At 47.7% G+C, this 25410-nt stretch carries 23 protein-coding genes and 1 other annotated feature; of the genes, 9 read left to right on the forward strand and 14 right to left on the reverse strand.

Features of this window, described 5'->3' with window-relative positions; translation table 11 throughout:
• Positions 1–50 precede the first annotated feature (50 nt).
• Complete coding sequence (locus tag G9U52_RS32080; protein WP_166155368.1) at positions 51–1685, forward strand: S-layer homology domain-containing protein; 1635 nt, start codon at positions 51–53, stop codon at positions 1683–1685.
• A gap of 123 nt (positions 1686–1808) precedes the next feature.
• Here G9U52_RS32080 and G9U52_RS32085 read toward each other — a convergent pair whose 3' ends face one another.
• Complete coding sequence (locus G9U52_RS32085) at positions 1809–2477, reverse strand: MBL fold metallo-hydrolase (protein WP_166155370.1); 669 nt, start codon at positions 2475–2477, stop codon at positions 1809–1811.
• Between the two features lie 132 nt (positions 2478–2609).
• On the opposite strand from G9U52_RS32085, the gene G9U52_RS32090 reads away from it, so the two are divergent.
• Complete coding sequence (locus G9U52_RS32090; protein ID WP_166155372.1) at positions 2610–2951, forward strand: hypothetical protein; 342 nt, start codon at positions 2610–2612, stop codon at positions 2949–2951.
• 150 nt (positions 2952–3101) lie between these two features.
• Here the strand turns inward: G9U52_RS32090 and clpB are convergent, their stop codons facing one another.
• The 3 genes from clpB to G9U52_RS32105 form a co-directional block, all read right to left on the reverse strand.
• Positions 3102–5729: an ATP-dependent chaperone ClpB gene (clpB, locus tag G9U52_RS32095; RefSeq protein ID WP_166155374.1), complete on the reverse strand. Its 2628-nt coding sequence runs from the start codon at positions 5727–5729 to the stop codon at positions 3102–3104.
• An 81-nt stretch (positions 5730–5810) separates the two neighbouring features.
• Positions 5811–6821 (reverse strand): DnaJ C-terminal domain-containing protein, encoded by a 1011-nt coding sequence (locus G9U52_RS41110; RefSeq protein ID WP_166155376.1) that lies wholly within the window; start codon positions 6819–6821, stop codon positions 5811–5813.
• A 297-nt stretch (positions 6822–7118) separates the two neighbouring features.
• Entirely contained in the window at positions 7119–7562 is a 444-nt protein-coding gene (locus tag G9U52_RS32105) for a DUF6376 family protein (protein WP_166155378.1), read from the reverse strand.
• 160 nt (positions 7563–7722) lie between these two features.
• Between G9U52_RS32105 and G9U52_RS32110 the strand changes: the two genes are divergently transcribed.
• Positions 7723–7902 (forward strand): CsbD family protein, encoded by a 180-nt coding sequence (locus G9U52_RS32110; protein WP_166155380.1) that lies wholly within the window; start codon positions 7723–7725, stop codon positions 7900–7902.
• 138 nt (positions 7903–8040) lie between these two features.
• Here the strand turns inward: G9U52_RS32110 and G9U52_RS32115 are convergent, their stop codons facing one another.
• The 5 genes from G9U52_RS32115 to G9U52_RS32135 form a co-directional block, all read right to left on the reverse strand.
• Positions 8041–8538, reverse strand: a complete 498-nt coding sequence (locus tag G9U52_RS32115; RefSeq protein ID WP_166155382.1) for a CYTH domain-containing protein — start codon at positions 8536–8538, stop codon at positions 8041–8043.
• A 92-nt stretch (positions 8539–8630) separates the two neighbouring features.
• Positions 8631–9923 (reverse strand): arsenic transporter, encoded by a 1293-nt coding sequence (locus tag G9U52_RS32120; protein ID WP_166155384.1) that lies wholly within the window; start codon positions 9921–9923, stop codon positions 8631–8633.
• A 225-nt stretch (positions 9924–10148) separates the two neighbouring features.
• Positions 10149–10943 carry an SDR family NAD(P)-dependent oxidoreductase gene (locus G9U52_RS32125; RefSeq protein WP_166155386.1) on the reverse strand — a complete coding sequence of 265 codons (795 nt, stop codon included), beginning with the start codon at positions 10941–10943 and terminating at the stop codon, positions 10149–10151.
• A gap of 104 nt (positions 10944–11047) precedes the next feature.
• The gene (locus tag G9U52_RS32130; protein ID WP_166155388.1) at positions 11048–11422 is read right to left on the reverse strand and encodes an ArsR/SmtB family transcription factor; all 375 of its coding nucleotides are present in this window, start codon (positions 11420–11422) and stop codon (positions 11048–11050) included.
• 332 nt (positions 11423–11754) lie between these two features.
• Positions 11755–12174: an MmcQ/YjbR family DNA-binding protein gene (locus G9U52_RS32135; RefSeq protein ID WP_311764959.1), complete on the reverse strand. Its 420-nt coding sequence runs from the start codon at positions 12172–12174 to the stop codon at positions 11755–11757.
• Between the two features lie 222 nt (positions 12175–12396).
• On the opposite strand from G9U52_RS32135, the gene G9U52_RS32140 reads away from it, so the two are divergent.
• Both G9U52_RS32140 and G9U52_RS32145 read left to right on the forward strand, forming a co-directional pair.
• Positions 12397–13278, forward strand: a complete 882-nt coding sequence (locus tag G9U52_RS32140; protein WP_243767684.1) for an ornithine carbamoyltransferase — start codon at positions 12397–12399, stop codon at positions 13276–13278.
• Positions 13279–13306: 28 nt separating this feature from the next.
• On the forward strand, positions 13307–13636 hold the full coding sequence (locus tag G9U52_RS32145) for a DHCW motif cupin fold protein (RefSeq protein WP_166155394.1): 330 nt from the start codon (positions 13307–13309) through the stop codon (positions 13634–13636).
• Positions 13637–13731: 95 nt separating this feature from the next.
• Here G9U52_RS32145 and G9U52_RS32150 read toward each other — a convergent pair whose 3' ends face one another.
• The 4 genes from G9U52_RS32150 to G9U52_RS32165 form a co-directional block, all read right to left on the reverse strand.
• Positions 13732–16977: a bifunctional cytochrome P450/NADPH--P450 reductase gene (locus G9U52_RS32150; protein WP_166155396.1), complete on the reverse strand. Its 3246-nt coding sequence runs from the start codon at positions 16975–16977 to the stop codon at positions 13732–13734.
• A gap of 161 nt (positions 16978–17138) precedes the next feature.
• Positions 17139–17738: a TetR/AcrR family transcriptional regulator gene (locus G9U52_RS32155; protein WP_311764954.1), complete on the reverse strand. Its 600-nt coding sequence runs from the start codon at positions 17736–17738 to the stop codon at positions 17139–17141.
• Between the two features lie 301 nt (positions 17739–18039).
• Positions 18040–19014, reverse strand: coding sequence for a ring-cleaving dioxygenase (locus G9U52_RS32160; RefSeq protein ID WP_166155398.1), 975 nt, complete (start codon positions 19012–19014; stop codon positions 18040–18042).
• A 15-nt stretch (positions 19015–19029) separates the two neighbouring features.
• Positions 19030–19452: a MarR family winged helix-turn-helix transcriptional regulator gene (locus G9U52_RS32165; protein WP_311764960.1), complete on the reverse strand. Its 423-nt coding sequence runs from the start codon at positions 19450–19452 to the stop codon at positions 19030–19032.
• 223 nt (positions 19453–19675) lie between these two features.
• Between G9U52_RS32165 and G9U52_RS32170 the strand changes: the two genes are divergently transcribed.
• The 3 genes from G9U52_RS32170 to G9U52_RS32180 all read left to right on the forward strand — a co-directional run bounded on the left by G9U52_RS32170 (position 19676) and on the right by G9U52_RS32180 (position 23278).
• Complete coding sequence (locus tag G9U52_RS32170; RefSeq protein ID WP_166155555.1) at positions 19676–19888, forward strand: hypothetical protein; 213 nt, start codon at positions 19676–19678, stop codon at positions 19886–19888.
• Between the two features lie 163 nt (positions 19889–20051).
• Positions 20052–21194, forward strand: a complete 1143-nt coding sequence (locus tag G9U52_RS32175) for a ParB/RepB/Spo0J family partition protein (protein WP_166155400.1) — start codon at positions 20052–20054, stop codon at positions 21192–21194.
• 58 nt (positions 21195–21252) lie between these two features.
• Positions 21253–21505, forward strand: a binding site (T-box leader).
• Between the two features lie 69 nt (positions 21506–21574).
• Positions 21575–23278: a glutamine--tRNA ligase/YqeY domain fusion protein gene (locus G9U52_RS32180; protein WP_166155402.1), complete on the forward strand. Its 1704-nt coding sequence runs from the start codon at positions 21575–21577 to the stop codon at positions 23276–23278.
• Between the two features lie 166 nt (positions 23279–23444).
• Here G9U52_RS32180 and G9U52_RS32185 read toward each other — a convergent pair whose 3' ends face one another.
• Positions 23445–24245 carry an RNA polymerase sigma factor gene (locus G9U52_RS32185; protein WP_166155404.1) on the reverse strand — a complete coding sequence of 267 codons (801 nt, stop codon included), beginning with the start codon at positions 24243–24245 and terminating at the stop codon, positions 23445–23447.
• A 245-nt stretch (positions 24246–24490) separates the two neighbouring features.
• Between G9U52_RS32185 and clpP the strand changes: the two genes are divergently transcribed.
• Positions 24491–25093, forward strand: coding sequence for an ATP-dependent Clp endopeptidase proteolytic subunit ClpP (gene clpP, locus G9U52_RS32190; RefSeq protein WP_279538785.1), 603 nt, complete (start codon positions 24491–24493; stop codon positions 25091–25093).
• The last annotated feature ends 317 nt before the right edge of the window (positions 25094–25410 follow it).

The raw sequence follows: 25410 nt of genomic DNA on the forward strand, positions 1-25410 counted from the left end.
TATCCGCAATAGCTTTTAAAAAACTCATAGCTAGAGGAGGAATGAAGATTATGAAAAGACCGAAAAAAACTTTGATACTTATCGCTTCGGCGGCCCTGGCATTCTCGATGTTTAGCTCAACATTAATGGCTGACACGATAAAAACAAGCTCTGATTTTAAAGATTTGGCTAGTGTGGACACCGGGCTGAAAGCCAAGATCGATTCCCTTCTTGCCAAGGGTGTATTTGAAGGGGTATCCGGTGACAGCTTCGGAATCTCGCAAAATATGACCCGTGCCCAATTCGCCAAGGTAGCGGCTTTGATTTTTGGACTCCCTGTCGATGCCAGCAACCAGACCTCCAGCTTCTCGGATGTCCGTGCCAGTGATGCCGCCAACGGCTGGGCAATTCCCTATATCGAAGCCGCTCGAAAAGCAGGCCTGATCGACGGGATAACAGACACGACGTTTGCTCCAGGAGATAATGTGACAATTGGGCAATTGGATACGGTGCTCGTTAAAGGGCTTGGTAAAAGTGTGCAGGTGAACACCCTGCCTTGGTATGCTAATGCTGTACTGCAAGCCCAAAATCTAGGCATCCATCCTGATGGCAAAAGTGGAGATGCCGCGGCTGCCCGCTCCGACCTGGTTACAGGTGCCTACGGTGCCGAGCAAGCTTACCAAAGCTTAAAGGACCAAGCGCTGGTATCGCTTACTACCGTTCAGGCTTCAGACAACCAACTGGTATTGGTTACGCTAGATAAAGCCGTTGACACCGCCAAAGCAACATTGACCCTCTCCAAGGATGGTACAGTTATTCCTACCACATTTACGTGGAATACAGACCGCAAATCGGCTTCCTTGACGTTATCCTCAGATAACAAGCTTTCGAATGGAAGCTATGTGGTTACATTGGGAGGCCTTGTCGGCACAGCCATACAAACAGCGTCAGGAACTTTTACATTCACCACATCATCCAGTACAGGTGGCATGGATTATACGATCAATGGCAATTATGATCTTAGTAATGTCTTAGATAGCGGATTAACTGCTTTGGCGACAGGCGCCAATGGCTTTGCGACAAAGACCGATGCGGAGAACCCGACTACCAGCAAATTTGCCAAAGAAATTACGATTAAAGCGACCAACTCTGGGCAAGAGGTTGCTGTTCCAGGGTTGATCCAATCGATCACTTCGCAGAATCCTACAGTAGTCAAAACTGGAATATCAACTGACCATAAAGGCTATATCCTGGGCATCAAAGCAGGCTCGTCAACGATTAATATTATTTATTCAACGATTAGCGGCGAGACCAAGCAAGTTTCCATCCCTGTCACCGTCAAAACGGAAAATGTAGCGGCGAGTCTTATCACTGCTGAAACCTCTTCCTTTAAGGCCACCGTTTCAGGCAGTGTGTACGGCGGCAGCGGACAATTTAACGCATTTGATGCGATGGACCTGACCGTTACCGATAATTACGGCATTAAATACGAGGATGAGGAGGTTGCTCAATACAACTTCGCCTTAGGAGTAGTCTTCTTTGCTGGAGATATTGCCGCAGATCCTGCTGGTGGAGCCGTTGGAACGGTTTCGCTAGATTTGGATGGAACTGTCCATATTAACGGGAACGTCAGCAGCTTTACTTTAACCGCCCTGCTCATGAACGGTACGCGAGCTTACACGGCAATAGAGGTTGTTAAAAATTAATAACAAGGAAATTGCCTAACAAAAAAGGCACCACTGAATCCCCATTTCGATAGGGGCTTCAGCGGTGCTTTTGCTTGGTATTTTTTCAGGAGAATGGCTTAGAATGGCTTTACTACATGTATATTAGCTATTAGAAATTTCAGTAAGCCTTTCTTTAATCCGCTCGGTACAAATACCGCCATGATAAGCAATCACCGTTTCGATCTCATACTCTTGCAGCTTGGCAACTGACTTCAATGCCTGCTCCATATTCGGTGTAAAGCTTGGGTTAGGCGGCATGATTACGCCTTCGTGCGATGTCAGCGCATCCCCGGATATAAGTGTTTTGCTCGGTATATGATAGAGGCTGATATGATCCGGCGTATGGCCAGGTGTAAAAATCACCTGAATCCCACCACAGAAGGGCAACAGATCACCGTCTTGAAGCGTCACATCGACTTTTGAAGGCGGCACCATAACCCCTCTTTTTATTAGAGGAACCTCTCCTAAGAGATATGGCTTTGTTAGCTCATGTGCATAAACGCCGATCCTGTCCTCCGATGCGGCTATTAGCTCAGGCAAGCTGCCCAAGTGGTCCAAATCTTGATGGGTGATCATGATTTTCGTAAGCTTTTCGAAAGGAAATCCTTCTTCGGCTAACGCATTACGTATGATTTCCAGCTGGCCTGGAATTCCGGTATCCACCAAAATGACATCCTGCTCGTCCCAAAGCAGCGCCGCATGTACGACAAACATATGGGCTCCTGCACTCATTTCCAATTTTAGAGCTTTAATTCCAGAGCTGGCTACCATATCCTACACCTCCATTATTAAGCTGACCCTACTATCATATTGTACTAGCTGGTATAGAGAATTTCAAACTTTCATACTCTGGCAAAAATACGTTAATATAAGAAAGAATATGGGATCATGGAGGCCGTCATTATGAAAGCGAATGTTAGGAAAGAGAATCTTGTAATCGTTAATAGCACATTAGCCGCCACTTTAAAGCATTGGCAATCGATGTCGGGGGCAAAACAAGATGAGCTTGAAGCCGAATCTACAGCTAATGAATTTGAAGCCGCTTTTTATACGTATATTGACGCGGTCCGCGCTTGGATCCACGGGCTGGAGCCACAACCCCAGACATTGGAGGAAGCCTTAGAGCTGCCCTTGGTTCAACAAATGGTCGACCAGCTGCCCACACCGTTATATTTGAATTTCGAAACGGAATTGGAGCTTATTATTGAACATAAAAACAGGGTCGATGATGAAAAATATGACTGAATGTAATGACTGAATACAAGTAGCTATGCTCCTGTAACGACCAATCTGTATGGATGCTGGACGATACCCTGAATGTAAAAAGTGGGAGCGATCCGTCGCCCCCACTTTTTACCTATCCTTATTTAGTATTTTCTTCGCTTGGTAGCCCTCTTAGCCCATAGCCACAAAATCCTTCGCTTCGTTATCAATATTAAAAGCAAGCTCGCCATGATGCACGCCGATCAGGACACGGGAGCCGTCTAATAACGTGCCCCCTACAATTTCACGGGCAAGCTTCGTTTCGATAAAACGCTGGATGTAGCGCTTCAGCGGCCGCGCGCCATAGACAGCATCGTAGCCCTGGTGGGCGATATGCATACGGGCTTCTTCGGTTAGCTGAAGCTCAACACGCCGCTCCCCTAGCCGAGCCTCCAAGCCTTGCACCAGCTTGCCGACAATAAGCTGGACTTCCTTGACGGTGAGCGGCTTGAATAGCACCACATCGTCTAGGCGGTTCAGGAATTCCGGGCGGAAACGAGTACGCAGCTCAGCCATAATCATTTGCTCGGTCCGCGGCTTAATATTGCCGACCTCATCCATGCCCTCGATCAAAAACGTCGATCCAATATTCGAGGTCAGAATCACAATCGTATTTTTGAAATCGACAAGCCGCCCTTGTGAATCCGTCAGCCGGCCATCATCGAGCAATTGGAGCAGTGTGTTAAAGACGTCAGGGTGCGCCTTCTCCACCTCGTCAAACAAGATGACGGAGTAAGGCTGCCGACGGACGGCTTCGGTTAATTGCCCACCTTGCTCATACCCGACATATCCGGGAGGCGCGCCCAGCAGCCGTGATACGGAATGCTTCTCCATATATTCGGACATGTCGATCCGAATGATTTTTTCCTCGTCGTCGAACAACGCTTCGGCTAACGCTTTGGCCAGCTCCGTCTTGCCGACGCCAGTCGGCCCTAGGAACAGGAACGAACCGATCGGACGGTTCGGATCTTTAATGCCTGCGCGGGCGCGAAGCACAGCATCCGACACGAGCCGCACGGCCTCTTCCTGGCCGATGACCCGCTGGTGCAGCTCCTCCTCCAAGCGCAGCAGCTTCTCCCGTTCGCCTTCCACCAGGCGGCTTACGGGTATCCCCGTCCATCGCCCGACAATGCCGGCGATCTCCTCCTCCGTCACTTCCTCGCGCAGCAGCCGCGGATCCGTATCCGCACGGGCGAGGTCCTCCGCCTGCTTAAGGCGCTTCTCCAGCTCGGGAATCCGCCCATAGCTGAGCTCAGCGGATTTCTCTAGGTCGTAGCGGTCCTCCGCCTCCTGCAGCTCCAGCCTAGCTTGCTCCAGCTCCTTGCGCAGCGCTTGGATGCCTTGGATCGTTTCCTTCTCGTGGTCCCACTTCGCTTTTAACGTATTGTGGCGGTCCTTTAGCTCGGCAAGCTCCTTTTGCAGCACCTTCAGCCTGTCTTGGCTAGCCGCATCAGTTTCCTTACGGAGGGCAGCCTCCTCGATCTCCAGCTGCATCATCCGCCGTGTAACCTCATCAAGCTCCGTAGGCATCGAGTCGATCTCGGTGCGGATCATCGCACAGGCCTCATCGATCAAATCAATTGCTTTATCCGGCAAAAAGCGGTCGGATATATAACGGTTGGACAACACGCCCGCCGCAACCAGTGCGTTATCGTGGATTTTCACGCCATGGTACAATTCGTAACGCTCCTTTAAGCCGCGCAGGATCGAAATTGTATCCTCAACATTGGGCTCGCTAACGAGCACCTGCTGGAAACGGCGCTCCAATGCGGGATCCTTTTCGATGTAGTTGCGGTATTCATCAAGCGTCGTCGCCCCTATACAATGCAGCTCACCGCGTGCCAGCATCGGCTTGAGCATATTGCCTGCATCCATAGCTCCCTCTGTTTTACCGGCGCCAACTATGGTATGCAGCTCATCGATGAACAACAGGATGCGCCCCTCGCTTGCGCTCACCTCATGCAGTACCGCCTTGAGGCGTTCCTCGAATTCACCGCGGTACTTCGCTCCGGCAATAAGGGAGCCCATATCCAGTGAAAAAATCGTTTTGTCCCGCAATCCATCGGGCACATCGCGTTTCACAATACGGTGGGCAAGGCCTTCCACAATTGCGGTTTTCCCAACGCCGGGCTCGCCGATCAAGACGGGGTTGTTTTTGGTCTTTCTTGAGAGGATGCGGATCACGCGGCGAATTTCCGCGTCCCGTCCAATGACGGGATCCAACTTGCCTGCACGTACCTCGGCTACAAGGTCGCGGCCATACATGGCCAGCGCCTCGTAGGTCGCTTCGGGCTCCTGGCTGGTCACCCGTTGGTGGCCCCTCACCTCGGAGAGCGCCTTTAGCATCGCTTCACGCTTCACGCCCAAGGAGCGGAACAGGTCGCCGACCTCCTGTTTGTCATCCAGAAGCGCTAACAGCAGGTGCTCGACAGACAAATAGTCGTCGCCTAGCTTCGTCGCTTCCTTCTCGGCATCGGCAATAACCCGGTTAAACCCCGGGGATAAATAAGCGCGGACGGTATCCGCTCCCGTGCCACCTACCTGCGGCTTCCGCGCCAGTTGCTCATCCAAACGGGTGCGCAGCGTATTTATGGGCACATTCAGCTTTTGCAGCAGCCTGGGTGCCAGCCCTTCCTGTTGGTCGAGAAGCGCCCTCAATAAATGCAGCAGCCCGATTTCCTGGTGTTTGCGCGATACAGCAGCCTGCTGCGCCCCAACAATAGCGTCCTGCGTTTTTTGTGTAAAACGGTTGAAATCCATGGTTCATTCCTCCCTAATATAAACTCCATATTTAAGTTCCATTAATTTGTTTTATCATTCAATTTTTATTAATAAACTTCATTAAGCTCCGTGAAATGTTGGTTCCATAGGGTATGCTTTAGCAAGCTCGCGGTACAGCTCTTGCTCCTTCTCGGTTATAGCCTGAGGCAGCTTCATATCGACTTCGACGAACAGATCGCCGAAGCTTCCATCTGGCTTGCGCAGCCCTTTGCCGGTTAAACGCAGCATATGCCCAGTGCCTCCAGCGGCGCCCATAGGCGGCACCTTCACATTAATTGTACTGCCGCCACGAAGCTTCAATTTAGCCTCCGTGCCTAATGCAGCATGCCAAGGAGCGATCTCCAAGGTCGCTGTTAAGTCATAGCCGGCCACCGTGAATACGGGATCGGGCTTCATCTTGATCGTAACGTACAAATCCCCTTTACTGCCATCCCTATACGTGCGGCCCATTCCTTTTAATCGCAGCCGCTGTCCATCGATCACCGATGCCGGTATCGTCAGGCTCAGCTTTTTGTCCAGCACCAGCACGCTTACTTTGCCGCCGAGAACAATTTCCTCCAGCGTCAAATGAAGGGTTGCTTCCTCATCGGCTTGCTGTTCACGGGCGCCCCCGGCTCCGCCGCTGACATCTTCCTGCGAAAAAAAGCTATCCGCCTGTCCCGCACGCCCCCCAGCCCCGCCAAAAAATTGGTTAAACAAATCCCCATAGTCCGCTTCCCCCGTCTGGTAACGGGTGCCTCCATAGGCGCCAGCCTGTCCCGCACGTGATCCCGCGCCGCCTCCATAAGCGTTGCCGTACCCTGCACCTCCGAAATTGCCCGCTCCTCCATTGGCGCCTGCACCGCCTTCACGCCAGCGCTCTCCATATTGGTCATAGCTTGTCCGTGATTCATCATCATGCAGAACCTCGTAGGCCTCCTGGGCTTCTTTAAAACGCGCCTCCGCCTCTGGGCTTTTATTGACATCAGGATGGAAAGCTTTCGCTTTCTTTTTATATGCCTTTTTAATTTCATCTTTGGTAGCCTTGCGGTCTACACCCAAAACCTCGTAATGATCCTTCGTCTTTTTCATATTCCTCACCCCAATCAAATTGGTCAGAAAAGGTCAAACTATCTTCATTAAAAAGAGCACCTTATAACGGTTATAGTAACCACTATCGTGCTCGGTATAGGAGAAAAGTTCAAGTTTTATTACCTATATTTAGTATAAGCTTTTTCCACAGAAGATGCAAAATCAGTATTCGGCCATTTTGAGCGAAAATCTGGCATTTTTAAGCATATTATTCTAAAAAGCAAGCACTGACCCTTTATTTGACCTTCTTTGACCTTTGATTGACCCTTTACATCTTTAATCGCTTTTTGCGACTTATTACGGCGTTAATTTCTGGATCTGGTTTAAAGCCTGCATAATTTCTTGTATGGTTTGGATCATCGGCGAATTGGCGAGAGACGTGAAATCAAACGTATCCGTGTTTATCTTGGGCAAGTAGCCATTAATTTCCGCTATGACCTTTTCGTTGTTGACTACAAGCTGCTTGTGGATTTCCTGGGCAAAAGCAGGTGCTTCCATAGCGTTAAATGCAGTAATTTTTGTCTTCATCGTTTCCAATTCCTTCAATAAAGAAGCTCTGGCCGCAGAATCCGTTACCGCTTGCTGAGCAAGCACGGGTATGTTTTGCGCAAATTGGGTAGCATTATTGATATAAGTCGTAGCTTCCTCCACGTAATTCAAGCTTTGGTTCACACTCGTTAGCAAGGAGCAGCCCGGCAGCAAGAAAATCGCAAGAGCCATAAATAATAATCGAATCCTCATTTTATTGTCCCCCTTTATCCATTTCACACTCTCTGTAATACTTGGTAGGTGGCCAGATGGTTTCAACTTTCGCAAATCCCGGGTCTTTTTGGACTTTGCTGTTTGGGATCGAGCCCATAAGGTTAATACTCAGTAACCTAATAAAAAGGAGATGTTGATAATGAGCAACAATGGACTAAGCGATAAAATTAAAGGTAACGTTTCCAAAGCAAAAGGTGAAATTAAAGACCAAATTGGGAATGCCACAGATAACGCATCTCTTCAAGCTGAAGGGAAGCTCGATAAAGCTAAAGGTGCTATCCAGCACAAAATCGGTGAAATGAAAGATGGAGATAAGTAGCCAGCTTTGGTAGATACTTAAGCCCTTTGTGGGAGAGCTACAGCAAGATCTAGCATGCAAAAAAGAAGCGTCCTTCACCTTCATCGGACGCTTCTTTTCTCATCTCTGACAATGCCATTCCCTTTTGCTAACATTAGCTTAAGCCTTTGGCGTTTGCAGCTTCAGCCATAACGTCTTGTTGCGGAATTCCTCCTCTTGCCCCAGCTCTTTTCCGAACCAGCCCGGCACTTCGTAGTCGTTCGCAGACTCCACATCGGGAAATTCCACTTCAACGACCACCAGATGGATTTGCTCGTATTCATCGATTTCCAGCACATACCCCTTGTGCTCCACCTTCGTACGCACCTTTTCCAAAGGCACAAGCCCTGACCCCGCTAGCAGTTGTTTGTATACATCCTCGGAAATGGAATATTCGATTTCTTCCCTTACCAGCCCGTGGCCGGATTTGAATGTATGGGTATAATGGGATACCCCATCCTTATCTACAAGCTTGCGAACCCTAATTTCCTGATCCTTCGAAAATGCCAGGTAGGTCTGGTAAATGGTTTGTTTGGACACAAAAGTAATTTCTTCTTGCTCCAACTCGGCACTCGGAAATGCTGGCAACAAAAACTTTTTTTCGATTTCAGTGCCCATGATTGGTTAGCTCCCTCTTTCCTTACTTATACTTATACTAAGATTATTGTATCATATTCTTCCAATAGTAGCAGTTCAAGTAGCTTGAGCCGTTAGTTGAGCAGCCATAGCCATCCATATAACGCCACAAGCGTGATCAGCAAGGTGGGAATCGTAAGCACGATGCCGATTTTAAAATACGTTCCCCATGTAATCCTTACTCCTTTATTCGCTAACACATGCAGCCATAAAAGGGTTGCCAAGGAACCAATCGGCGTTATTTTCGGACCCAGGTCCGACCCAATCACATTCGCATAAATCAACGCTTCACGGATGGCCCCCTCCGTTTGTGTACCTTGGATCGCCAAAGCATTGATCATCACCGTTGGCAGATTGTTCATCACAGACGACAATACCGCTGCGAGAAACCCCATCCCGACGGTTGCTGCCAGCAAGCCCTGATCCGCCATCGCTTGAATAGCTCTACCTAGCTGGTCTGTTAATCCCACATTGCGAAGCCCATACACGACTACATACATGCCTATGGAGAACAAGACGACTGCCCAAGGAGCATTTTTCACTACCTGTTTAATATTGATGGCAGGACTGCGGCGGGCGGCGATAACAAAGAATAACGCAACGAGGCCTGCGATAATCGAAACCGGCACATGAATAAATTCGCTGACAAAATAACCAACCAAAAGTACAGCCAAAATAACCCAGGATAAGCGGAATAACCGGATATCTGTAATCGCCTCACGGGGCTCTTTAAGCTCTTGGACATTGTAATGCTTGGGAATGCTTTTCCGGAAATATACATAGAGCACGAAAGTACTTGCAAGCAATGCAAACAAGTTAGGCACAAGCATCCGGGTCGTATATTCCACAAACCCAATCCCAAAATAGTCCGCGGATACAATATTGACCAAATTACTGATCACAAATGGCAAGGAGGTCGTATCGGCAATAAAACCGCTGGCCATAATAAACGGGAGCAGCATGCGGTCATCGAATTTCAGCGCCCGTACCATTGCAAGAACGATAGGTGTCAAAATAAGCGCAGCGCCATCATTGGCGAATAAAGCCGCTACAACAGCCCCAAGCAGGATTACATAAATGAACATCGTCATTCCGTTGCCATTGGCCAGCCTTGCCATATGAAGCGCAGCCCATTCAAACAACCCGATTTCATCCAAAATAAGCGAGAATAGAATGATGCCGACAAAGGCAAGCGTCGCATTCCACACGATCAAGGTAACATCCACTACATCACCCAGGCTTACAACCCCGCATGCCAATGCCAATATAGCGCCAATCATCGCAGACCATCCAATGCTTAGGCCTCTAGGCTGCCAAATCACAAAAACTAACGTAATGATAAAAATAAGTGAAGCCACGTAAGCCATAACATCCTCCTGGTGTCTTGCAAAAGTTCCCTAAGTATATCAAAAATTTTCAAAATCGAATACGACAAACATGCGCAAACGCCAAATAAAAGCTGTTGCCTACATCTATTTAGGCAGCAGCTTCTTAAGCAGTCATTTAGGTTTTATTCTACACCGAAATCCGGTTTTCGTAATCGGGTAGTTAGAACTCGTTGAACTAACGTTACCTGCTTAAACTGATTATAACTACTTGTTACCCAAGGCTGGTTGGAATATACGTTTAGCAAACTTTAAGACGGTACTCCGTGGAAGTAACCGTATAACCTGTGCCATGACATAATTGTTAAGACCAGCTATCATCATGCTGCGGTCTTTTTCAAGGGCCTTAAATGCCGCATCCACGACTTCAATAGGCTCCATGCGCTTTCCTTTCAAACTATCCGATCCAGAAGCAGCATGAAAAGAGCTCTTAGTCTCGCCAGGGCATAATGCCAGAATTTGCACTCCACTATCCCTATATTCGGCCCATATTGCTTCTGTAAAAGACAGGACATAAGCTTTTGTAGCGCCATAGACAGCCATATAAGGAACAGGTTGAAAGGCAGTCATCGAAGCTACATTAATGATTATTCCTTTTTTTCTCTCAATCATAGGGCCAATGAATTTATGTGTTAATTCTGTTAAGGCGACTAAATTTAGCTGAATTTCTTGATTAACGCGGGATTGTGGTATTTTATCGAAACTACCCAGTGTGCCAAAGCCGGCGTTATTTATCAAAATATCAACTGATAATCCGAGAGTTGTAAGCCCCTCAGCTATTTTTTCAGTAGCGTTGGAAGCGGTAAGATCAATGGGAAGCGCTATAGCATTAATAGAATATGTATTTTGCAATTTCAGTGCAATTTGTTTGAGTTTCTCTTGAGAACGAGCAACTAAAATAAGGTTGCAACCTTTTTTAGCAAGCTCATGGGCAAAGACCTCACCTATACCGGATGATGCGCCAGTTACTAAAGCTGTTTTATGAGAGTAATTCCAAGTCATAATAAATCTCCTCCAATAATCTGAATGATCAAAAGATTAAACGCTTAATCATTATGCTCAAAAAAAGACTTTCTTCAGCTGTTCGCTCTAGAAAGTCATAAGTACTATTCATACGATTTAGCAGGATCATTTAATATATCTTCAGCCACACGAACGATTTTTTTGAGTTGTTCCACAACTGAGTTCTCAATCGTCAAACTATAATAAACTTCGGTTCGTTCCTTTGTAGAGCTCAAAATGCCTGCTTGTTTAAGAATTTTTAAATGATGTGATATTGCCGGTCTGGACAATGGCGATTGCTCGACAATCTGTGCAACGTTCATTCGTTTGGCTATCATAAACATCAATAGAATTTCCTGTCTTACAGGGTCAGCTAGTGCTTTAAAAATATCTGTTGCCTGACGTATTTCATTTATCAAAGCTTTCTTATTTTTCAGCAATTCACTTTCCTTTGTTTGGTCCAATTGAGAATTATCCATAGCACCACCATCTTTAAGATCAAATGATTAAACATTTAATTACTTATACATTATAAGGTGCTACTGCTTGCTTAGGCAAGGACTATTTCAAATTGGAACGACAATTAGAACACTTTATCGCAAGCGACAGTTTTGGTTTCGGGTCATCTAGTCAAAGAAGGAGTTTCTCATAGCCAACAATTAGTTTACATAATAATTATTATGTAAACTAATTTAGAGGAGGTTGCTGCGATATCCACATGGTTGACAAGGCCGAGAACGATCGTGTGTAGCAACTCGGTTGCCATACTCCATTTGTGCGGAGGTCATGGTTGGATATAAAAATTACTCTCCTACGAATCAGGCAACAACAAAGCCTTGCTATCGAAAAGCTTCTGTTTCTGCTTCTCGGAGGCTCGAGCCAAATAAGCATCACTCAAGGCACGGACGATTTCCTGCCATTCGACGTTACGGTCAAGGCGCAGCCCGATCCACCCCAAATGCCCGACATAAGCGGGCACATAATAAAGGTCCGGTGAAGCCTCAATAAGCGTGGACTGTAAACCATCTGGAGCCGCGCACCAAAGCGCGACCCGCCCATCTCCGTGGTGATTGTTGTGGTATTGGGTAAAGGAACGTTTTCCATTGATAAAAAAAGTAGGGGCCCCATGGCTCACCCGTTCGCTTGTATCGGGCAGTGAAAGGCAATAAGCTCGAATTTTCTCCAACAGCACTTCGTCCTCGTGCACAGGTACAATCTCTTTGTTATCCACACTCAAATAAATACCCTCCCATTGAAATTTTTAAAAACCTTACTATGTAACAAACTGTATCACCGTTTCCAAATAACGTCAATTTAACCAAAAGAGCCATATCCCTTTTCAACCTCAGTCTTGATGTGTTATATATAAATTACAAATTCAACAAAATCGAACCCCAAGGCTCTCATCCAAGCTTCCAGTTCCCTTTAAGCTGCCCCAAATTGATATTCCATTATGACTATGTCTCCTATAAAGGAAGCGGACCCGATGCATTTTCTGGACTTAAAGGACTTATCCTCGTTGCAAATTGATGAGCTATTCAAATTAACAGACCAGTTAAGCTTACAAGGAGGGGCGAAGCCGCTAGGCGGTAAAACATTTGTGTTATTTTTTCCGGAATCCAGCATAAGAACCCGAATTTCTTTTGAGAAAGGTATACAAGACTTAGGCGGACAATGCTTGTTATTCCCTCCGGAAGCACTGGACAAACGGGAGCAGCTGAGCGATGTGATTCAATATATAGAAAATTGGGCAGATGGGGTCATTGTTAGGCATCCTGATTTATCGACAATCCAGCAATTATCCTTGCATACCTCTATTCCAATCATTAATGCGATGACAGCAGAAAACCATCCCTGTGAAATTTTAGCGGATCTCTATACCATTAGCAAAATGAAAGAAAACTTTACGGAGCTGGTATATACATTCGTAGGCCACGCAGGAAACATTTCCAGGTCATGGATGGATATGGCCAAAGTGATGGATCTGCAATTTAACCATATATGTACAAGTGGTCACGAGTTGGGTGAAGAGTCCCGCAACTACAGGTTTTATACTGAGCTTGAAGCTGTATTGATGGATAGCGATGTTGTGCTGACTGATTCCTTACCCGAGGCATTACGAACCAAGGACTACATAAGCAACTACCAAATCACCTTAGCCAAAATGAAACTAACCCCAAAGCATTCCCTATTAAATCCATGCCCTCCTTTTTTTCGCAATGAGGAAGTTAGCGAGGATGCGATTGACTCCGAATATTTTGTCGGTCATGCGTTCAAAAAAAACTTGATTTTTGTCCAGCAAGCGATCCTTTTATACTGTCTTTTCCATACATAAAAAGCACAAGAAATGAGGAGCATATTTCATGAAAATTACGGAGGTTCCATTTGGCATCATTGACTGGAGCGGGGTAAGCGCTACGCAGCATCCTGGCATTGAAGGCTTTGCTTATTGGCGGACATTTGAGATGGGCAACATCCGGGTGCGTATGGTGGAATATACGCCTGGATATATCGCAGACCATTGGTGTGACCGCGGCCATGTGTTACTAGTATTAGAAGGCGAATTGATGACTGAGCTTTCGGATGGACGCGAATTCAAGCTAACGCCAGGAGTTAGTTACCAAGTAGCAGATGGTGCAAATCCACATCGATCCTATACCAAAACTGGAGCCAAATTGTTTATTGTAGATTAAGACGCAGCTACTTGGATTAAAGTCCTGAAAATTCATCAAAAAAAAGCTTAACCCGATATAACAATCAGGTTAAGCTTTTTCTTATACTTCAAAGATTAATTACCGGCCCAAACATCCTTGGCGTAACGGCCTTCAGCCAGCAAGCGGTTTAGCCACCTGCTAGACTCCTGCTCCCCAACACTGTGCACCTGCTCATAGATGGCTTGCAGCGCAGCTTCCACTGCCGGAGCCATTTTGCTGCCATCTCCACAAATATAGAGGTGTCCGCCTTGCTCCAAAAGCTGGATCAGCTCCTCAGGATTTTGCTGGAGCAGATGCTGGACGTACGTCTTAGGCTGTCCGTCCATCCTGGAAAATGCCGAATGCAGCGTAACGAGACCCTCCTGCTCAAACTGCTCCATTTCGTCGCGGTAAATATGGTCGCTCGCATTGCGGCAGCCAAAATAGAGATGGGCTGGGCCAAGTGGCTTACCTTCGTTCTTAAGCGCTTGCCGCGCTTGGAGGAACCCTCTAAAAGGGGCTACCCCTGTCCCAGGCCCGATCATAATTACCGGTGTTTCCGGGTGCTCAGGGAGCTGGAAGCCCGAGTCAGGCGTACGGACGAATATGGCAACCGCATCGTGGACCGCAAGCTCAGCCAAATAATTCGAAGCCACGCCCTTGTAGGCTCCCTCCCCGTTTCGCGCTGGCTCATGGACAACAGCAACGGTAATGCTAGCTTGCTCCGGCTGCAAGCGCGGCGAGCTGGATATTGAATAATATCTAGCCTTTAGCGGCGGCAGCAGCTCTAAGAAGCGCTCAAAAGGCAACTCGCAAGCTTCATATTTATCGAGCAGGTCCAGCATCGTGATGTGCTTTTTCAGCACATGATTTTTGTAGGCTTCCTCCTCGAGCAGAGCCTCCAGCTCCCTCCTATGCGGAGGGCATACCGTAAAGGCAGCCAGCTCCCGCAGCTGCACACGGGTTACCGCCTCCTGCAGCTCGACCGTTTGCCCTAACAGCTCACCCAGCCGTACGGGGCGCCCTAGCGGCAAATGGGCTACGCTGCGCCCGGTCGCGCTCAGCACCAAATGATCATTGCTGTTCAGCTGGAACCTGCGCAGCACACGGTCTACCAAATCCTTGTGGTTATGCGGCAGCACGCCTAGATGGTCTCCCTCCTGGTAGGCGAGGCCTTGCGGCAGCTTAATTTCGAGATGGCGGGTATGGCGCCCGCTACCTGCTTCTTGCAGCTCCCGGTTGGCCACGACCGTCGCTTGAATCGCTTCATATGTTTCAGCAAGCGGCGTGTCCATAAAGCCGCTGACAAATTGCACCGTCAGGTTATTGCCTTCTTTCTCTGCCTTGTCATTGACCTTCAAGCCAAAGGCTTCCATCACATTGGGCCAGAGCCCGCCGCGCCAATCTTCTACTTCTTTCTCGAAATCGCCGCTAGCATCCCCTTCTCCTCGAGTTGTAAGGCGTGTTGCGCCCTTGGCTGCAAGCTGATCGTCAATAAACCGCGGAATTTCCTGGTACGTGTTCTTCCAATTGAGGTCGCCACAGCCAAATACCGCGTACCGTACCCCGTTCAGCTCGCCAGGCTCCACATTGCCCAGCCATTGCACAAATTCCCGTGCATTGCTTGGTGGCCTGCCGTTATAGGAGGCTGAAACAATGAAAACTGCGCCCTCCTTGGGCAACTTGCCAACGCGCTCATTCAAGGGCGCCACCTCGCTGCGAAAGCCTTGGTAGCGGCCCATTTCGGCAAGCTCGCGGGCGATGCCCTCAGCCGTTCCCATATTAGAGCCGTAAAGCACCAATAACGGGGTATTGTGGGCTTTAACGGTCGGCGCCAAGGCTGCTTCCTGCTCCCTTTGCTGAGCCGAGTCTTGCATAGGCGCAGCTATGCCTGTCCCAGTCCCTGTAGCGGTTCTGGTCTCTGTAGCTGTAGCTGTAGCTGTGCCCATATCTGATCCGATAAAGGCCAGATTCGTTTTCGGATCACGGGCACTCACCTTCATCGTAAAGCCGTCCGGTTTGAGGGTCAGGGATTCCTTGACCTTTAGCTGGTAATTCGTATGGTCGGTGATCTTGAAATGCTTCAGCACCATGCCCAGCACAAGAACCGCCTCCTGGATCGCAAACTGCTGCCCAATGCAGGCCCGCTGCCCGTTTCCGAAAGGCTTGTACGCATGGTGCGGAATTTGGCTTTGGTCCTCAAATCGCTCCGGCTTAAACTCCTCCACATCCTCGCCCCATACCTCTTTATCCCGATGGAGCTGGGGAATAATTACATTGACGCTTTCCCCTTTTTTCAAAGGGTATTTACCTGCAAGCATCGTGTCCTCTTTGGCATATAGCGAGAACGCAGGAGCAGTGGGCCATAGCCGCAAGGCTTCATCGAGAATCATGCGAATGTATTTGAGCTCGCGAACCTGCTTGTAGGATGGAATCGGTTCCGTCAAAATCCGGTCCACCTCTTCATAGGCTTTTTCCAGCTTATCAGGATTTTTCAATAAATAATATAGCGCAAATGACAGCAACCCGCTTGTAGTTTCATGTCCGGCAATGAGGAAGGTTATGATCTGGTAGCGGATATTTTCGTCATCCAGCACTTCACCTGTTTCGGGATCTTTGCCATTTAACATATGGGAGAGCAGGTCATCCCCTTGCTCGGCGTCATTGGCTTTGCGTTCGGCAATAATTTTGTCCACCAAGGAGAACATAACCTGGATATCATGCTTGAATTGGCGTTTGCTGATGACCATCAGCTTGTCCTGGATACCCAAGCGCTGTAATTGGCTCATCGATTCGCCCAACGCCCGCGTCATGCTTGTAATGAACGGGTGCGCCTGCTCCCGATAAAAGCTGTTAAAGCGATAATTAAAACCACATAAACCGATAGTATCCAGTGTCAGGCGGGTCATATCCTCCGGCACCTCTACACTTTCATCCGGATTGAGGCGCGACCATTTTTGGATAAGCTGTACCGCCACATCGACCATCATATGGTGGTAGCCGCGCATCGCGGTTTGGCTAAAGCTTGGAAGCAGAATCTGGTGCGCCTTTTTCCAGTTGGGCTCGCTCGTCGCGCTGGTGAACAGGCCATCCCCCGTAAAAGGCTTTACCTTTTGCAGGGGTGCCCAAACTCTTTTGTCAAAGCGGGACTCGTCACAGGCGTCGGCAACCAGCTCATGGCCCGAAATAATAAGCTCGCTCCTTCCAGGCAGATCCAAACGAAATATCGGTCCGTATTGCTGGGCAAGCTTGACCATCGATTGAAGCGGGATATCCAAATCCAGCTGTGGAAGATTGCCTAATGGACCGTACGTTTTAGGTTGGGGAATTTGAATCGACATGAAAAATCTCTCCTTTGGGATAGTATGAAAGTTAAGGGTTGGGGTTATACCGATTTCAATATTTTTGGGTGAACCAGCTTCAGCTAAATGAGTGGCAAATAAGCAGTATTTCTTCATAGGAGTGAATATTCATTCCGTTCTTTATAGAAGAAAAGTCCAACTTAATGGACCCGCACGGCATTCCAGCAGCATTCCTCCGCAGCCAGCAGCAAATCAGGTGTTTCTTCGACGACCCCAGTTTTGATGACTTTAAACAGCTTGATTAAAGCGCCATATACAATCGCTATCAAAACATCAGATGGCATGGGGCAAATGATCTGCTGCTGCTTCCCTCTTTCGATAAAGTCACGCAGAATGTCCAAAAAATCTTGAAACATGGTTACACTGCTTTCATCCAAGTACCGCGCACTCGAATGGGAATCGATAAAAGCGAGCGCTTTGTCGTGATGGTTGGCGAATTGGCTCATTTGGACAAAAATATGGTGGAACTGTTCGCGCATAGTACGATCATTGTTGGGCATATTGGTAAGGAGCGTCGCTGAAAGCAAACGTACACATTCCTGGAACAAGGAGTTCACAAGCACTTCTTTATTTTCAAAATAGCGGTAGATCGTCCCTGCACCCACCTGCGCTTTGTCCGCTATGGTCGGAACGGTCGTCGCATCATAGCCACGTTCAGCGAATAAGCTTAAGGCAGCCTTCAAAATATCTTCCCGTTTGTTTGTAATTGGCTTGCTTCCAGCTAATTTATTTATAGACACTAGGTCACCTCACTTTACCATCTTTGTGCGGAATGAACTTTCATTCCTAATAGATTCAGTATACTATTGCTGCCCATAAAAATCAACTGCATTCAAAATCCTACGAAGAAATCCATCGCTCATTGAGGCGATACGTGTTGGCAGTAACTACATTTCTCTAGCTTTTGTCTGAGTCGTCAAGCGCTAATTTGGATGTAGATTCTCCAAAAAAACGCAAACCACACAACCGAGCCGAATAAACGGCTCGGTTGTGTGGTCCGATCATGTACATCGCCATGCGGCTTCTTTACCTGGATACCGCTTAAACGGATCTGGAAGTATCAAGCGGACGCAGGTTCGCTTCAATGGATGCACGTTTGGGCTCAAGGAATGGCGGCAAGGCCAGCGCTTCACCTAAGGTTTCAAACGGTTCATCCGTAACAAAGCCCGGACCATCCGTCGCAAGCTCAAACAAGATGCCATTGGGCTCACGGAAGTACAAAGAACGGAAATAGTAGCGTTCCACGAAGCCCGAGTTTGGCAGGCCTGCTTTGTTCAGAATATCGATCCAAGCAAGCAGCTCCTGTTTGTCTTCGATACGGAAAGCAACGTGGTGTACGCCACCTTTGCCAACCGCAGCTGCGGATAGGTCGCTGCGCGGCTCAACCTGTACCTCAGCACCTGAGCCGCCCTCGCCCACCTGCATAACGATAATATCCTCCTGCCCTGCGACGATGGCAGGGATCCGGCTTTTCTCCGAAAAGCCCAACAAACGCAAAGCGGCAATGGTGGATTCAGGCTTGCGGACGGTTAGCTTCACAGGACCAAGCCCGGTGATGCCGAATTCAACCGGAACAGGGCTTTGATCCCAAGGGATGCCGCCAGCAACGCCCGAATTCGTTTCATCAGAAACCAAGGCTAGCTGTTGGCCCTCAGGGTCCTCGAAGAAAATCACGTTGCGGTTCGCATGCTCGGTGATCGCTGAATGCTTGACGCCATGCTCCTTGAAACGCACCAGCCAGTATTCCAGCGCCGCGTCACTGGCCACACGCAAGGACGTGCCCGATATGCTGCTTGCTCCTTTTCTGGTGGGACCAATTCCCGGAAAATCAAAGAAGGTAAGCTCGGTGCCCGGATTCCCCCGCTCATCTCCATAAAACAAGTGGTAAGCCGTTGTATCATCCTGGTTGACCGTCTTTTTAATCAGGCGCATACCGAGTACCTCTGTATAAAATTTGAAATTACCGGGTGCGTTTCCTGTCATAGCGGATAAGTGGTGAATGCCTTTTACGTTCATGGGTTATCATCCTTTTCATGTTTTTAATTTTTTTAATAGTTCAAGCAGCTGCTTCTGTTCGGAAGGGGTTAGCTTGTCAAATTGTGCTGCCTGAAAGTGCTCTTGGACAGGAACAATTTGGTCGAATAATGCTTGGCCTGCCTTTGTGAGAGAAACATACTTCGTTTTCCAATCCTGCTCCCGCTGAATCCAGCCTAATAGCTCTACCTTATGGAGAAGCTGCGTTATATTGCCTTTGGTCACAACCAGCTTATCTGCCAAATCCTGCTGCCTTATGCGCCCTGCCGCCCCAACCTGGGCTATAATATCGAATTGCGCTGCACTGATGTCCCACTTTTTCAAATGCTGGTTAGTTTCACGAATGCTTTGGTTATAGAAGCGGGACAGCCGAAACCACAAGACAATACCTAGCCGCTTATCATGCGTTTTTTTTGTAATTGGGAAATTATCTGAAGACAATCTCATCATCCCTCTTTCAATTAACTAACTAATAGTTAGCTGTGAAACTAATATAAGTATACAACTAAACTGATAACTATGCAAGCGTGAATACTCTTTTCAATCGATTTGCAAATAGATTGTCATAACCTGTTTCAGCGATCCATATATTGGTTAAATAGATAGTATCTTAAACTACTAAGGAGGTTAACCTGCATTGGTTATGACAAGTATTTCATACAAAGAAGATTCGATTCCAGTATTCCTATTCGGAGCGGATTCTAACATCATTCCATCTCTACTAACTGCCTTAAAAAATAATAAATTAACTTTAGCCAGCCTTAAAGAATCATTGGTGCGAATTGATTTGTTCCGCTCCCAAGCACTATTGTATTCTGCCAAAGGCGATAAATATTCAATTCCTATCTTTGCTTAATAAAGAAAGCTGTTATTTTAGGGAAACCTGAGATAGCAGCTTTTTTGTTCGTGGAACGGCTCTTTTTCAAAAAGATTTCCAAGGCTTTAAACGGTGTTATATAATATAGGTATTCCCATTGGCCTCTTAACCCGTTGCCCCATTACATGATAGGAGAAATTATATGGACATTATTGAAATTTCGACAAGCTTAATTGATGAAGACCGTGACCAGCCCCGCTACCAGTTTGACGAGGATTCCCTTGATGAGCTAATGAAAAGCATTGAGGAGCTCGGCCTGCTGTCCCCCATTAAAGTGAGGACCACCAAGGGCGGCCGCTATAAGATCATATATGGAAACCGCAGGTATAAAGCTTGCAAAAAACTTGGCAAGGCGACCATCCCTTGTATCGTATCCACGGTTACGGATGAATTGGAAATTTATTTGGAGCAAATTGCCGAAAATTTGACCCGCGAAGGCTTTTCGCCCATTGAGGAAGCCGAAGCCTTCAACAAGCTTATGTCCGACTCCAAGTTCAGCAGCTCGATCAAATATTTATCCAGCAAGCTGGGGAAGCCCGAATCGTATATTAAAAACAAATGTGAGCTATTGAAGTTTGGCAATCCGGTTAAAAAGCTGATCGTCAGCGGCACTGAGATCAGGAAAGACAAGCTGACAGAATCGCAGCTGCTTCCGCTTAAGGACTTGCCGATTGAGCATCGGGATCCACTAGCCTTAATGGTCGCCAAAGATGAAATGCCGGTCAGTGATGTCAAAAAAATAGCCCGTCTGTTTAAGGATAAAGACATCTCCGACAATACCAAAGCCAAGCTTTTGTATAAATCGGGGTACGAGCTGCTCGAAACCTGGTCGGTATTTGAGCAAAATAAAGCCGAACGGACCAAGGCAGCTCCAGCAAAGCCTGCGGCAAAGGGCGGGAAAGCAGCGCCTGCCAAGGAGCAGCAAGTGGCTTCCCCTTCCATCCCGGCTTTAACCATTGTTGATGATGCTTCACAGGTTGCTGAAGCGGAGACTAAAGAGGCCAGAGCGATTAAAGCCGTTGAAGCTGAGGCAATAACGCCGGTAAGATTGGCGCCCATCCAGCGCGATTTGCAGCAAATGCTTGCTTCTGTACCAGCAAATAACCCGCTATCGCTTGAAACGTTACATAGCTATGAGGCAATTGATGAAGCTGCCCAAGAAAGCTTTATTGTTGAGCTGGATTGGCTTGTTGAAAGCTTAGAGCTCCACCTGCAGGAGTGGAAAAAGGTGCAGTCAATGGTTTCTGCTAAACCGAAGGCGGTAATCTTAGTAACCGGAGAATAGACGAATAGAAGAGCTTGAGCTTACAAAAGCAGACAGTATTTGTTATTATAAAACCATAATTAACGCGATGATGAGAAGAGTAGGAAAAACGTTCTTACACAGAGAGCTCCGGCAGCTGAAAAGGGGCAAAGAGCTTTCTCCCGAACCAAGTCTCTGAGCAGCATTCTGGAACCTTCAATGGGGATGGCATGACGGGAGCTCCCGTTATAGAGCTAGAGTATAAGCATTGCCTGCAATGCCGTACTTGAAGAGGTTAATATGGCGACATATTAATGAACCTGGGGTGGTACCGCGAAAATTTCGTCCCCAAGACCATAGTCTTGGAGGTGAGGTTTTTTTGCTGTTTGACCACTTACCTTATTCATTAGGAGGAGCCCACAATGGATCATAAAACAGAGCATCAAAACGAAAACTTTTTAATTAAGCTGATTAGCGATGAGCTAGAAATAGGAGCTTTCGCCAGAGACATGTGCACACGATTCCCTCCCGAGCCCAATGGCTACCTTCATATCGGAAGCGCCTACGCCATCCACACGAATTATGAAATCACCCAAAGGTTTAATGGAACCTTTCATCTACGTTTTGACGATACGAATCCCCTTAAGGAGGATATCGAATATGTGCATGCGATTATCGAGGATATCAAGTGGCTTGGCTACGATCCGGGGAACCATATCTATTACGGCTCGGATTACTCCGCAGACATATATAACGCCGCTGTTACCTTAATCAAGCAAGGAAAGGCGTATGTATGCGATTTGGCACCTGAGCAAATAACCGAATATCGAGGAACCTTGACAGAGCCGGGCAGGAACAGCCCCTTTCGAAACCGATCCGTCGAGGAAAACCTGGAGCTTTTTGCTACCATGAAAAATGGCGGCTTCCCTGCCTTCTCCAAGGTTGTTCGCGCTAAAATCGATATGGGCTCGCCTAACATCAACCTACGTGACCCTGTTATTTATCGGATCATCCATGCTGAGCATTACCGGACGGGAACTGATTGGTGCATCTATCCCCTATATGATTTTGCCCACCCCATCCAGGATGCGATTGAGGGTGTTACCTATTCCTTATGCTCGATTGAATTCAAAGACCACCGCCCTTTATACGACTGGGTCCTTAAGGAGCTTGGTATTCCTGAGCCACCGCGGCAAAGAGAGTTTGGCAGGCTGAGCTTAACGGGTGTGGTGACAAGCAAACGGTTTTTGCGGCAGCTGGTAGAAGGCGGTTATGTAGACGGCTGGGATGATCCTAGGCTCCCTACGATCCGAGGCTTAAGAAGACGCGGCTTCACACCAGCAAGCATCCGCCGCTTTACACAGGAAATCGGCAGTATCCGAACCCAAAGCACGGTGGATATCTCGTTGCTGGAGCATGGGCTCAGGCAGGATCTCAAAGAAAAAACGATTAGCCTCATGGCGGTTTTACAGCCCTTGAAGATCGTTATTACTAACTATCCAGAGGATGAAGTGGAGCTGCTCATGATTGAAAACAACAGTGACAACGAGGCGCTGGGCAAACGAGAGGTTCCTTTTTCCAAAACGATTTATATCGAACGGGACGATTTTTTGGAGCTGCCGACCAAGGGTTTTCACCGACTAAGCCTGAATGCGGAGGTAAGGCTGAAGGGTGCGTATTTTATCAAATGCGAGCAAGTGCTGAAGGATCCGGCAACAGGTGAAATTACAGAGCTTCACTGCACCTACGACAAGCTCACGAAAAGCGGTACCGGATTTACCGGGCGCAAGGTGAAAGGTACGATCCACTGGGTTTCTGCGAAGCATGCTGTAACAGCCGACGTTCATTTGTACGAAAAGCTGCTGCTGGAGGAGGGGCTTTCGAAGGATGAAAGCACAAATTGGGCAGATCGGGTCAACCCACATTCGCTAGTTACCCTAAAGGACGTTATGCTGGAGCCTTTCGTCGAGCAGGCGTGTAGCGACCTTGATAAGGCAAAAAATGAAGCGAAACAATTCCAATTTTTTCGTCATGGCTACTTTTGCGTGGATAGCAAGCTGGCTACCGTTGACAGACTCGTTTTTAACCGCATTGTACCTTTGAAGGATACCTGGAATACAAAATAAACCTTGCTATGGACTATAATCCTTAGGCTTGGTATCGGCTACGCTAGGACTTGGGACGGCTGGACCATCACTGCTTACATGGAAATAGCCCTATACCCTTAGCTCTTCCGGGTATAGGGCTTTTCTGGTTCAAGTTGTGTAGCCGCTAGTAACCTGTGGGTACCTTTTACGCTGCCCGCTGTAAACAATAGTGGGCTTGCATTGGCATTTGGGATCGAGCCTGTACGGAAAGCTGATAGGGCGCTGGTGCTTGCATTGTTTTGCTACGCACATTATGCGATTTACGCAGCATACGCGTTTGTACAATGCTGATCGCGACAGCTGGCTCTACTTCATTTCGCTGCGCCAGCTCCACCAGCGTCGTTATATCCCCCATCTGATACGCCACTGCTAACGTCCGCAGGAAAGCCTTCAAGCCTTCATCCTCGATATGGGAGGCTCTACCCTCTTCAATCTCCTTTCTTACCGCACCTAATGCGAGTCGGGCACGGTGAAGCGCAGCTTTTACCGCTCCCTCCGTAGTACCGAGCATGGTTGCTGCTTCAGAGCTGGAATAGCCGCATACATCACGGAGCAAAAAGACGGTTCGCTGCAAGGGTGATACATGCTTCATCAAAGCTGCGAAAGCATCTTCGATCCCCAAAGTCCCATATTCCGGCCACGAAGCCCTTGGGCTTTGCTGCTGCATAATGACTGCCCATAGCTGATTCCTGCGTATGTTATCGATCCATATATTTTTTGCTGCCCTTAGCAATAACGCTTCTGTATTAGGGTGCTGGAACTCCCGTAATTTCGTTATCGTTTTTAGCCAGGTATCCTGCGCTAAATCCTCAGCTTCCCATAAAGAGCCTGTCAAGGACAAGCAATAGCGGTTTAATGTAGCCTGCAGCTGCTTTACAAAAGGCTCTATCAACTCAGGCTCATTAAAAGCTATATCGTTAGAAACTATACAATCCACTAAGATCATATGGCACGCTCCTTTGCTTAGATTATGTCATCCATTACATGCTGGTTATCCTCAGTAAACGAACCAGCTTCACGAAAAGATACGCAGCAGCTGCAAATTGTTGCTTAAAACTGTATAAACAGGTTATCGCATCGATGGTAACACGTCAAATCCTCATTTTGCTGAAAGAAGCTTCTACATAATGACTGCCTCCGTATCTTTCCCAAGCTTTTATTCGTTTACATCAGGTAACATGAAAACACAAAATGGAGGCTACCCAAATGAGTGCTTATGTACCTTATGTTGTCGAACAAACCGGGCGTGGAGAAAGATCCTATGATATTTATTCGCGGCTGCTTAAAGACCGCATCGTTTTCCTAGGATCCGCGATTGATGATCAAGTGGCAAACAGCATTACAGCCCAGCTGTTATTTCTAGCGGCGGAGGATCCGAACAAAGAAATCAGTATGTATATTAATAGTCCCGGTGGCTCCACCTCTGCCGGGTTTGCGATTTATGATACGATGCAATTCGTGAAGCCCCCTGTCCATACGATATGCACAGGATTTGCGGCATCGTTTGCGGCGATTCTCCTGCTCGCAGGCGCCAAAGGCAAACGCTTCGCGTTGCCTAACAGCGAGATTATGATCCATCAGCCGCATGGAGGGGCGCAAGGGCAGGCCAGTGACATCGCGATCAGCGCGAAGCGTATTTTGCGTATTCGCGAAACGCTCAATCAATTAGCGTCAGAGCGCACCGGACAGCCACTAGAAAAGATCGAAACCGACATGGACCGAGATTACTTTATGTCCTCACAGGAGGCGTTGGCATATGGCATTATTGATGAGGTCATTGTGAATACTGTGTGAGTTGGGACGTTAAAAATCTCGCAGCTCCTCAAAAACCTGCAACAGCGCTTCAATGTCTGTCCGTCCCCAATCCGTTTGCCTGTGCCTAACCCGGTTTCGTTTCCATCTGTCTTCATCCGGCAGGTTATCCCCGCTCCAGTCGAGCTCGACAATGGCAGCCAGTTTTACCTACCGCAGACTTCTCCAGATGGGTAACCTGACAGGCTGCATTTTTTTTGCAACCGTTCAACGTACTTACAATAAATATCTCCGATATTTACTATCATGTTCATTCGACCTTTATAAGCCCCTATTAGTTTACATAATATATATTATGT

Origin of the sequence: Paenibacillus agricola, assembly GCF_011440305.1 — a bacterium.
Taxonomy (GTDB): Bacteria; Bacillota; Bacilli; order Paenibacillales; family NBRC-103111; genus Paenibacillus_S; species Paenibacillus_S agricola.

Excerpts from the sequence above, each read along its gene's own strand:
- G9U52_RS32130 (WP_166155388.1), bottom strand. The coding sequence starts at position 11,422 with ATGGATAATTCTCAATTGGACCAAACAAAGGAAAGTGAATTGCTGAAA.
- G9U52_RS32145 (WP_166155394.1), top strand. The coding sequence starts at position 13,307 with ATGAAAATTACGGAGGTTCCATTTGGCATCATTGACTGGAGCGGGGTA.
- G9U52_RS32085 (WP_166155370.1), bottom strand. The coding sequence starts at position 2,477 with ATGGTAGCCAGCTCTGGAATTAAAGCTCTAAAATTGGAAATGAGTGCA.
- G9U52_RS32180 (WP_166155402.1), top strand. The coding sequence starts at position 21,575 with ATGGATCATAAAACAGAGCATCAAAACGAAAACTTTTTAATTAAGCTG.
- G9U52_RS32080 (WP_166155368.1), top strand. The coding sequence starts at position 51 with ATGAAAAGACCGAAAAAAACTTTGATACTTATCGCTTCGGCGGCCCTG.
- G9U52_RS32110 (WP_166155380.1), top strand. The coding sequence starts at position 7,723 with ATGAGCAACAATGGACTAAGCGATAAAATTAAAGGTAACGTTTCCAAA.
- G9U52_RS32115 (WP_166155382.1), bottom strand. The coding sequence starts at position 8,538 with ATGGGCACTGAAATCGAAAAAAAGTTTTTGTTGCCAGCATTTCCGAGT.
- G9U52_RS32160 (WP_166155398.1), bottom strand. The coding sequence starts at position 19,014 with ATGAACGTAAAAGGCATTCACCACTTATCCGCTATGACAGGAAACGCA.
- G9U52_RS32185 (WP_166155404.1), bottom strand. The coding sequence starts at position 24,245 with ATGATCTTAGTGGATTGTATAGTTTCTAACGATATAGCTTTTAATGAG.
- G9U52_RS32105 (WP_166155378.1), bottom strand. The coding sequence starts at position 7,562 with ATGAGGATTCGATTATTATTTATGGCTCTTGCGATTTTCTTGCTGCCG.
- G9U52_RS32170 (WP_166155555.1), top strand. The coding sequence starts at position 19,676 with ATGACAAGTATTTCATACAAAGAAGATTCGATTCCAGTATTCCTATTC.
- clpP (WP_279538785.1), top strand. The coding sequence starts at position 24,491 with ATGGAGGCTACCCAAATGAGTGCTTATGTACCTTATGTTGTCGAACAA.
- G9U52_RS32125 (WP_166155386.1), bottom strand. The coding sequence starts at position 10,943 with ATGACTTGGAATTACTCTCATAAAACAGCTTTAGTAACTGGCGCATCA.
- G9U52_RS41110 (WP_166155376.1), bottom strand. The coding sequence starts at position 6,821 with ATGAAAAAGACGAAGGATCATTACGAGGTTTTGGGTGTAGACCGCAAG.
- G9U52_RS32175 (WP_166155400.1), top strand. The coding sequence starts at position 20,052 with ATGGACATTATTGAAATTTCGACAAGCTTAATTGATGAAGACCGTGAC.
- clpB (WP_166155374.1), bottom strand. The coding sequence starts at position 5,729 with ATGGATTTCAACCGTTTTACACAAAAAACGCAGGACGCTATTGTTGGG.
- G9U52_RS32120 (WP_166155384.1), bottom strand. The coding sequence starts at position 9,923 with ATGGCTTACGTGGCTTCACTTATTTTTATCATTACGTTAGTTTTTGTG.
- G9U52_RS32090 (WP_166155372.1), top strand. The coding sequence starts at position 2,610 with ATGAAAGCGAATGTTAGGAAAGAGAATCTTGTAATCGTTAATAGCACA.
- G9U52_RS32140 (WP_243767684.1), top strand. The coding sequence starts at position 12,397 with ATGACTATGTCTCCTATAAAGGAAGCGGACCCGATGCATTTTCTGGAC.
- G9U52_RS32150 (WP_166155396.1), bottom strand. The coding sequence starts at position 16,977 with ATGTCGATTCAAATTCCCCAACCTAAAACGTACGGTCCATTAGGCAAT.